The sequence below is a fragment of the Flavilitoribacter nigricans DSM 23189 = NBRC 102662 genome (assembly GCF_002646595.1).
Taxonomy (GTDB): domain Bacteria; phylum Bacteroidota; class Bacteroidia; order Chitinophagales; family Saprospiraceae; genus Flavilitoribacter; species Flavilitoribacter nigricans.
The window spans coordinates 44,783-55,283 of record NZ_PDUD01000060.1 but is presented as its reverse complement, the minus strand read 5'-3'; the positions used below and the strand labels follow the sequence as shown (position 1 = coordinate 55,283).

2 protein-coding genes are annotated in these 10,501 nt (G+C 51.3%); both read right to left on the bottom strand.

What is annotated here, in order from left to right; translation table 11 throughout:
• On the bottom strand, window positions 1-2,945 hold a 2,945-nt coding region (locus CRP01_RS38385), incomplete at its 3' end, for an HYR-like domain-containing protein (RefSeq protein WP_222845923.1).
• A 1,157-nt stretch (window positions 2,946-4,102) separates the two neighbouring features.
• Entirely contained in the window at window positions 4,103-9,838 is a 5,736-nt protein-coding gene (locus CRP01_RS38380; protein ID WP_170110728.1) for a T9SS type A sorting domain-containing protein, read from the bottom strand.
• Window positions 9,839-10,501: the final 663 nt, after the last annotated feature.

The following is a 10,501-nucleotide window of genomic DNA, read 5'->3' as shown; positions in this document are numbered from 1 at the left end:
GGTGCTACCGGAGCAATCTCATCTTTTACCTTAATGGTTTGAGAAACACTGGAGGTGTTACCACAGATATCGACAAAGGTCCACGTGCGCACAATCGTGAAGTCGTTGGCACAGGCCCCTTCCGTAGTCACGGAGGTCGGACCAACCGTAATATCGCCGTCGCAGTTATCCGTAGCCGTCAGTTCAACTTCCGCCGGAACATCAGATGCACAAGAAACTCTTACATCTGCCGGAGGATTCGGCGCTACGGGAGCAATCTCATCTTTGACCGTAATGGTTTGAGAAACACTGGAAGTGTTACCACAGATATCGACAAAGGTCCAGGTGCGGACGATCGTGAAGTCATTGGCGCAGGCTCCTTCCGTAGTTACCGAAGTGGGATCAACGGTAATGTCCCCATCGCAGTTATCTGTAGCCGTCAATTCGACTTCCGCCGGTACATCTGAGGCGCAGGAAACCGTCACGTCGACCGGAGGATTGGGTGCTACCGGAGCCGTCTCGTCTTTTACCGTAATGGTTTGCGAGACACTGGAGGTGTTGCCGCAGATATCCACAAAGGTCCAGGTCCGTACGATCGTGAAGTCGTTGGCGCACGCGCCTTCCGTAGTTACCGAAGTCGGACCAACGGTAATATCGCCGTCGCAGTTATCTGTAGCAGTCAGTTCCACTTCCGCCGGTACGTCTGATGCACAAGAAACTCTTACATCCGCCGGAGGATTCGGCGCTACGGGAGCAATCTCATCTTTGACCGTAATGGTTTGAGAAACGCTGGAAGTGTTTCCGCAAATATCCACAAAGGTCCACGTGCGAACGATCGTGAAGTCGTTGGCACACGCTCCTTCCGTAGTCACAGAGGTCGGGCCAACCGTAATATCGCCGTCGCAGTTATCTGTAGCCGTCAGTTCAACTTCCGCTGGAACATCTGATGCACAAGAAACTCTTACATCCGCCGGTGGATTCGGTGCTACCGGAGCTGTCTCGTCTTTCACCGTAATGGTTTGGGAAACACTGGAGGTGTTGCCGCAGATATCAACGAAGGTCCACGTGCGTACGATCGTGAAGTCGTTGGCACACTCCCCTTCCGTAGTTACCGAAGTCGGGCCGACCGTGATGTCGCCATCGCAATTGTCTGTAGCCGTCAGTTCAACTTCCACTGGTACATCCGAGGCGCAAGAAACCGTCACATTGGCCGGAGGATTGGGTGCTACCGGAGCCGTCTCATCTTTTACCGTAATGGTTTGTGAGACACTGGACACATTTCCACAGGCGTCCTCGAAGGTCCAGGTACGCAGGATCACAAAATCATTGATACACTCACCCGGCGTTACCGCATCTTCGGGGCTGACCGTGATCGTTCCTTCACAACCGTCGTCAGCGGTAAGATCCATGCCCGGAGGCACTTCGGACAGACAATCGACGGTTACATCTTCCGGCGGTTCGGGCACCAGGGGAGCCGTCTCGTCCACTACAGTGATCAATTGCGAAATGCTGGAGGTATTTCCACAATCATCCACAAAGGTCCAGACCCGCTCGATCGTAAAATTATTCACGCAAGTTTCGCCGGTGATACTCGAACTGGGCAAAGCTGCAACTTCTCCCATGCAGTTGTCCATCGCTACCAGGTCCGGCATCTCCGGGATCAGGGCAGCACAGGAAACCGTTACATTTTCGGGGGCCTGAGGCGCCAGGGGTGCCGTCAGGTCCTGCACGGTGATCGTTTGTTCACAGATCGTTTCATTGCCGGCTTCGTCAGTAGCCGTCCAGGTCCGAACGATCACGCTTTCCGAAGCGCACAGCCCACCGGTAACCACATCCGAATGGCTCAGGCTCACTTCGCCGCATCCGTCGGTGACTTCCGGCGTACCGACCAGAGCCGGATCGATGGACGATTCGCAGGAGATCGTCAGATCCCCCGGACAGGTCAGCTGCGGCGCTTCGCAGCAAACCGGCGCATCACCCGTGATCGTCGCCCCGCAGTTTTCCGGAACAATCGGATCAGGACAATCATCGTCCGGATCGGCATCGATTGCGATCTGAATATTATAGGTGGCAACGTCTTTTGGGTAAGTCATGAGAATGGTGCCGGAGGTAACGTCCGTAGTACCGGAATTGGTCAGACATACGGGATCGGAATAAGGCGGTGTAGCATTGGGATCATAACCGACATAATTACCGTTGATCCCCATAATGGGCACGGCTACGGTGTAGGTTTCAGTCTGGCATTCGGTCGTTTCGGGGCCGGTCTCCAGATTACAAACTAAAATATCGGCGTCTCCACAGCCAAAGCGGGCTTTGAAGTTATTGACCGACAGGTCGCCGTCCGCATCCTGGTCCCAGATCGCCAGATAATAGTTCGTCGGTTGCGAAAAACTGGGAACCGGCAGGGTATTCCAGGTATTGGAGCTTTCCACTCCACAGGCGGCCAGCACCAGGGTATTACAATCTCCACTGATCCCGTTTTCGTTCAGGCCGGCCTCAAAGCTCAGGGAATAGTACAGTGCCCAGGCGATCTTATCGCCGGAGTTGTCATTGATCTGCACCTGAAAAGATCCAGCGTTAGGCCGGACATCGAGATTCAGCCAGATAATAGGCTCTCCCGCGGTTGGATTGACCGCGGCTACCTCCTTCTGGGTACTGGGATCAATACACGGATACAGTTCCACATCGATGGTAAACTCATCCGGATTATAGACACAATTTCCCGGTTTGATATTGGACTGTGTTTCGGCAGAGCTTCCGCACCGGATGATACCCAATGGATTGGGAGCGTTCGGAGCATCGTTAATGGTACCGTCCTCATTCCAGTGGGCACCTCCCTGCCAGCGCTGAACGCATTCGCAGGGACTGTCATTTTGTGCGAGGAGGGGAGAAAAAGATATGGCAAATAGCAGAGAAAGAACAGAGAAAGATCGTGACAATACGCTGGCCGGTAAATGCCAATGCATTTTCATTTGATTGGAATTATTCATGTGATTAAAGACTTTTGGATTTAGTATGTGATAAGCCAGACCCCTCCCGGCCCAGACGAACTGAGACAGCAGGCCCCATCCCTATGCAACAGCATAGGAATAGCGATCATGGATCAACACGCTTTCGTCCGTTGACCGGACCAAAGCCGTAAGCATTACTTAACTTAAAGACGGGAAGGTAAGCGTGTGGTAACGGCGACAGGAGGCATAATCCTCTGAAAGTCAGCAGAACGCACCGGGAGCATAATCCGTAGGTTGAAACGCATTAGCACCGGATGAACGCAACAATGGTTACCTAAATAATTGTTTTTCAGAAAATTAGCGCCCGAGATGGCCGCGGCTTTTACCTTGCCCTGTACCGTGTTCAGGGCGAAAAGCCGCTTGTGTTCAATTTTCTCATAGTAAAGTTTTTTTTAGTATGTAGTATGTTTAAATCCAATTCAGTCACGATTCCGAAGGGAACCGCCAATAGTTGCTATAAGAATATCCAGGGCATCTAGTGCCATTAGAGGGGGGATCGGTCGTGAAGTAGTGTGTGGATGATGTAGTTAATGATAGCAAGCAGGAGCCGTGTGGCTAACGCTAGTATAGGACATTTAGTAACGAAGGGACTTTTATATATCTCTGTATCGTCTTCCAAAGATAAGCCGAAATCACTTAAAAATCAAAAGTTTACCTGCCGACGGATGATATATTTATTTTTTCCATTCAATTCTTTCACACTTTTGATCAGCACTTTTTCAACTGGATCCCGGGGTTCCGGAAGTGCCGTGAAATGCATAATCCTATCCGGATTTGTGGATCAGTGCGGCGCCGGGATCGTAGTTTGTCACGGACTTCATCCGGAGCGCTATCTACCAATATCCCCTATATCCTTCCAACTAAGCCAACATTACGTACGTTAATCACCTCCAAAGTATTCATCGGAGCTGCCTATCCGGAGGACCAAACCGCTCAAATCCCTCTCCTATTCGGCCACAGTGATATGCTGTGCTGCTCCTTCAAAAGATCGAGGATGTAGACCTCCCCCTGCTCGGAAGCGACCACTGCTTTGCCGGGACAAAAAAAGGCTCCCCGGCAAACCGGGAAGCCCTCTCTTATTTCGAAATCGAATTTACAAATTATTCATAGCGTCATTTTTCCATGATCACGATCCGGTCCTGGAGCATTACTTTGTCCTTTTGGGTGACAATGTAATACATTCCTGAACTCAGTCTTTCCGTGATCAATTCCAGGTAATTCAGACCTTTGACCACCTCGAATTCTCTGAACTTGATCAATTGACCATTAGCGTCCATGATCCGAACCATCAAAGTGCCGTCTTCCTGGGCTTCGTACTGTAATTCTGCGTGGTCGGTAGCAGGATTGGGATAGACCCGGAACTGATCCGGCGCCGTAGCATCCGTTTCCGGAAGTACCGAATAAGCAGCACCGCAGTTATTGAATTCCTCGTTGATCTCAGCAATGGCTTCCGTCAGTTTACCCGCTACACTTTTATCGGAACCGATCTGACCGCTCAGATAAAGATTCGCAAAATCCAACAGGTCCTGAACCAGCAAAAGTTGATGATCATCCATGGAGTGTCCCAGATCAATATCCAGACATTTTCCATCGAGTTCCAGACCACCGAGATTAATGCCTTTCAGTGCGAGGTTGTACCAGAGGTTCAACTGGAGCGCAACAGTCTGGGTAGCCAGATTATTGAGCTTGTCGTCACCGTAAGGTTTACAGTTGCCTCCGTCAGCTACCATATCTCCTTCCGGCAGGACACCCGGTTGACCACCGCCCGGCAACAGATCGATCACACACTGTGCATTCTGGATAGAGAGGGAGTTACCCTCCGGATCTCCGAGCAGAATGTCCCCGTAGGTAGTCATCAGGGCACTGATGATATCCAGAGTACCGGCCTTGCCGTTATCGTTGGACCACGGATACTTTCCGCCGGCATTACCCCAGCCACCCTGCGTCAGGGTACAGAAATCTTCGCAATCCGGATCCGGCACTTCACCTTCGCATTCGTAAACCGGCGTCATTTCACACCCGGTGAAATACTGGTTTACCTTGGTCAGCGCTTCGGCAATAGCGTACATGCTGTTGTAGCTGGAGCCACCCGCACCGGCCAACTGGAGGTTGGCGTAAGTCAGCAGATCATCTACCGTCTTAATGATAGAAGGCAGATCCTTGATCTTCAGGTCAAGCCCTTTGTCGCCGATCCGCAGTTCACCAATACTCTTTCCGTGCATCTTCATACCGTACCACAGGTTGAGCTGCAGTGCAATGGTCTGGGTAGCCATGCTGTTATTCAGGCGACCGTCCGGTGAGAGTGCGTCTCCACCGTAAGGGGCACATCCTTCCTCAGACTTGGATACTTTATCGCCGGACGGCAGGCGTCCCGGTTTGCCAGTACCCGGCAACAAGGCCATCACACAGTCGGCACTCTGGATGGTCAGTGAACTACCGCCGTATTGTCTACCGATAACGATATTACCGTAGGTAGCGATCAGTTCGGCAATAATATCCTTACTGCTGGCCATACCGTCGTAATTGTTCCATGGCAGGTAAGTTCCCTGATTGCCCCAGCCACCCTGGGTAGTGGTGCAATAGGAAGTCATTCCACTACAGGTACCGGAATAGGTGATATCCACTTCCTTACAGTTGCCGCAGGCATCACAGAGGCGAACGGTGAACGTCCGGCTGAAACTACCGTATTCACAGGTCGGTTCACCCGTATCTTTGATAATTTCCGCCGTCGGATTATCATCACAGTTATCGGTTACGCCTTCTTTGATCAGCCACATGAGTTCGTCGAGATCCGGGATCTCATCGTAGCAGGTCAGGTCATCCGCTCCGAGCACCGGTAATTCGGGTGCTTTGTTGTCCTTACGGGTTACCTTGGTTGTTTCCAGGTCGTACTTACCGCAGGCATTGGTAAACTTGAAAGTATAGATCCGGTACTCAATACACGGATTGTAACCGTCGTACTGGACTGGTCCCGGTACACCAACTACCTGGCCTTCGCCCTGGCAGTCGTCCCACCAGTTGGTTTTCAGTTCCGGCCAGTTGTCACCGCAATCGATCATCATATCCGGCAGGTCTTTCACTTCCGGTTTCGCGCTGCCGTTGTAGCGCGTTACTTTGGTCGTTTCCTCGTCAGATTTACCACAAGCGTTGGTGAATTTGAAGGTATAGATCCGGTATTCAATACACGGATTGTAGCCATCGTATTTCACTTCACCCGGTACACCAACTACTTTGCCTTCGCCCTGGCAGTCATCCCACCAGTTGGTTTTCAGCTCCGGCCAGTCGTCACCGCAGTCGATCGTCATGTCCGGCAGGTCTTTTACTTCCGGCTTCGCGCTGCCGTTGTAGCGGGTTACCTTGGTCGTTTCCGTATCGGATTTTCCACAGGCGTTCGTGAATTTGAAGGTATAGATCCGGTATTCAATACATGGGTTGTAGCCATCGTATTTCACTTCACCCGGTACACCGACTACTTTGCCTTCGCCCTGGCAGTCATCCCACCAGTTGGTTTTCAGTTCCGGCCAGTCGTCACCGCAGTCGATCGTCATATCCGGCAGGTCTTTTACTTCCGGTTTCGCACTGCCGTTGTAGCGCGTTACTTTGGTCGTTTCCGTATCGGATTTACCACAAGCATTGGTGAATTTGAAGGTATAGATCCGGTATTCAATACATGGGTTGTAACCATCGTATTTCACTTCACCCGGTACACCGACTACTTTTCCTTCGCCCTGGCAGTCATCCCACCAGTTGGTCTTCAGCTCCGGCCAGTCATCACCGCAATCGATCGTCATGTCCGGCAGGTCTTTTACTTCCGGTTTCGCACTGCCGTTGTAGCGCGTTACTTTGGTCGTCTCCGTATCGGATTTACCACAAGCATTGGTGAATTTGAAGGTATAGATCCGGTATTCTATACATGGATTGTAGCCATCGTATTTCACTTCACCCGGTACACCGACTACTTTGCCTTCACCCTGGCAGTCGTCCCACCAGTTGGTTTTCAGCTCCGGCCAGTCGTCACCGCAATCGATCGTCATGTCCGGCAGGTCTTTCACTTCCGGTTTCGCACTGCCGTTGTAGCGGGTTACTTTGGTCGTTTCCGTATCGGATTTACCACAGGCGTTCGTGAACTTGAAGGTATAGATCCGGTATTCTACGCATGGGTTGTATCCGTCGTATTTCACTTCACCCGGTACGCCGACTACTTTGCCTTCACCCTGGCAGTCATCCCACCAGTTGGTTTTCAGCTCCGGCCAGTCGTCACCGCAGTCGATCGTCATGTCCGGCAGGTCTTTTACTTCCGGTTTCGCGCTGCCGTTGTAGCGAGTCACTTTGGTCGTCTCCGTATCGGATTTACCACAAGCGTTGGTGAATTTGAAGGTATAGATCCGGTATTCAATACATGGATTGTAGCCATCGTATTTCACTTCACCCGGTACACCGACCACTTTGCCTTCGCCCTGGCAGTCGTCCCACCAGTTGGTTTTCAGCTCCGGCCAGTCGTCACCGCAATCGATCGTCATGTCCGGTAGGTCTTTCACTTCCGGTTTGGCGCTGCCGTTGTAGCGGGTTACCTTGGTCGTTTCCGTATCGAATTTTCCGCAAGCGTTGGAGAATTTGAAGGTATAGATCCGGTATTCTACACAAGGATTGTAGCCGTCGTATTTCACTTCACCCGGTACACCGACCACTTTGCCTTCGCCCTGGCAGTCGTCCCACCAGTTGGTTTTCAGCTCCGGCCAGTCGTCACCACAGTCGATCGTCATGTCCGGCAGGTCTTTTACTTCCGGTTTGGAGCTGCCGTTGTAGCGCGTTACCTTGGTCGTCTCCGTATCGGATTTACCGCAAGCGTTCGTGAATTTGAAGGTATAGATCCGGTATTCTACGCAAGGATTGTAACCGTCGTATTTCACTTCACCCGGTACGCCAACCACTTTGCCTTCGCCCTGGCAGTCGTCCCACCAGTTGGTTTTCAGTTCCGGCCAGTCGTCACCGCAGTCGATCGTCATATCCGGCAGGTCTTTTACTTCCGGTTTGGAGCTGCCGTTATAGCGCGTCACCTTAGTTGTCTCTGTATCGGACTTTCCACAGGCGTTGGTGAATTTAAAGGTATAGATCCGGTATTCAACACACGGATTGTAACCGTCGTATTTCACTTCACCCGGTACGCCAACCACTTTGCCTTCGCCCTGGCAGTCGTCCCACCAGTTTGTTTTCAGCTCCGGCCAGTCGTCACCGCAATCGATCGTCATATCCGGCAGGTCTTTCACTTCCGGTTTGGCGCTGCCGTTGTAGCGCGTTACCTTGGTCGTTTCCGTATCGGATTTACCACATGCGTTGGTGAACTTGAAGGTATAGATCCGGTATTCCACACATGGATTGTAACCATCGTATTTCACTTCACCCGGTACACCGACTACTTTGCCTTCTCCCTGGCAGTCGTCCCACCAGTTGGTTTTCAGTTCCGGCCAGTCGTCACCGCAGTCGATCGTCATGTCCGGCAGGTCTTTCACTTCCGGTTTCGCGCTGCCGTTGTAGCGGGTTACTTTGGTCGTTTCCGTATCAGATTTACCACAGGCGTTGGTGAATTTGAAGGTATAGATCCGGTATTCAACACACGGATTGTAACCATCGTATTTCACTTCACCCGGTACACCGACCACTTTGCCTTCGCCCTGGCAGTCATCCCACCAGTTGGTTTTCAGCTCCGGCCAGTCGTCACCGCAGTCGATCGTCATGTCCGGCAGGTCTTTTACTTCCGGTTTCGCACTGCCGTTCAAACGGGTAACGGTAGTGGTTTCTACGTCAAGTTTACCGCAGGCATTGGTAAATTTGAAGGTATACGTCCGGTACTCCTGGCAGGGATTGTAACTATTGGTCATCACCGGACCGGGAACACCTACGATCTTTCCTTCACCCAGGCAGTCATCCCACCAGGTGGTTTCCAGTTCGGGCCAGTCGTCACCACAATCAATGGTGAAGTTGGGCAGGTCTTTTACTTCCGGCTGAGCACTGCCGTTCAGACGAGTCACCTTAGTGGTTTCTTCGTCGTATTTGCCGCAACCATTGACGTATTTAAAGGTATAGATGCGGTATTCTTTGCAAAGGTCATACCCATCCGTTTTCACCGGACCGGGCACACCCGCTACTTTACCTTCGCCATCACAATCATCCCACCAGTTCGTTTCCAGGTCGGGCCAGTCATCACCACACTCTATGGTGAAATTCGGCAGGTCTTTTACCTCGGGTTTCGTTGTACTGTTGTCACGGGTAATTTTTGTTGTTTCCGTCGCGGAATTTCCACAAGCATCGGTAATTGTGAACGTGTAGATCCGGAATTGAATGCAATCATCATCTTCCGAAGTCTCAATGGGGCCCATTTCGGCAGTGATCTCTCCACCATCGGCACAGTTATCGCTCCAGGTGGTTTTCAGAGTTGGCCATTCGGTAGCACAACCGTCGATGGAATCATCCGGCAGATCGACGATCACCGGATCGCTTTCATCCACGATCTCAATGGACTGTTTACAGGTGGTAGCATTACCTGCGGTGTCGGTTACCGTCCAGGTCCGGACGATCACTATGGTTTGGGAGCAGGCCCCGCCGCCGAGCGCATCGGAATACGTCACCGTTGCTTCCTCACAGTCGTCGCCGATCAGTTCGGGTTCGCCGAGTGCGGTGGGATCAAGTAGTTCACCGCAGGAAACCTTAACGGAAGGTGGACAGGTTTCAATGGTGCAGGGAACCAGTTCGTCGGGCTCTTCCTGCCCGAAACCCGATGGCAGTGCAGCCAGCAGGCAGTAAAAGAGAAGCCCCAGCATGCGCGAATACCGATAGGCATAGTGCTGCATGCGGCTGCTCCTGGTTTGAGCTTGATGTCGAGATAGCATCATAATTTGTTAGAGTTTGATTAGAAAGATGGTATAAAAAATCTGTTTCCATATCCCGTACAGGAGTGGATTACATACAATATTAGGGTGGTCTTATCCGGAAAAATCCTCCGAACATATAGACCGCACGGGGCCCTCCAAAGGGTTGGGGGGGCTAAGGAAAATACGAGGGAAAAGGCCGTCGTGAACAGTATCTAATGTTGTGAACTAGCAATACTTTTCAGTTCATGACAGGGACAATACCTTGCATGAGCAAATCTCATAGTTCGAAGTAGATAGTCAGAGCAGTCACAGGTCTATCAACCGCGTGCTGTAGTTGGGTAGAGATAGATATAAGATGTAGAAATGCGTTAATTCCGGAACTGGGGTCTTGCGGAGGCTATTTGTGGATTATTAAGCAAAGGTATACCGCTATTGGCGGCCCGGAATTTAATTTGTTTGGGTTTGAAATGGCTACCAAATATAGTAGTTTGAGTTAATATTATAAAATTCTTTCCGTTTTTTAATTACCAAAGTTGAAATGCCGTCACATAAAGTACAAAATCCGGGTGCTGACTTTCCGGGTCTCAGCTTCGGTTCGGTCAATTCTTTCCAATTTCGCCCTGCGCCAGGCAGATCACGAAC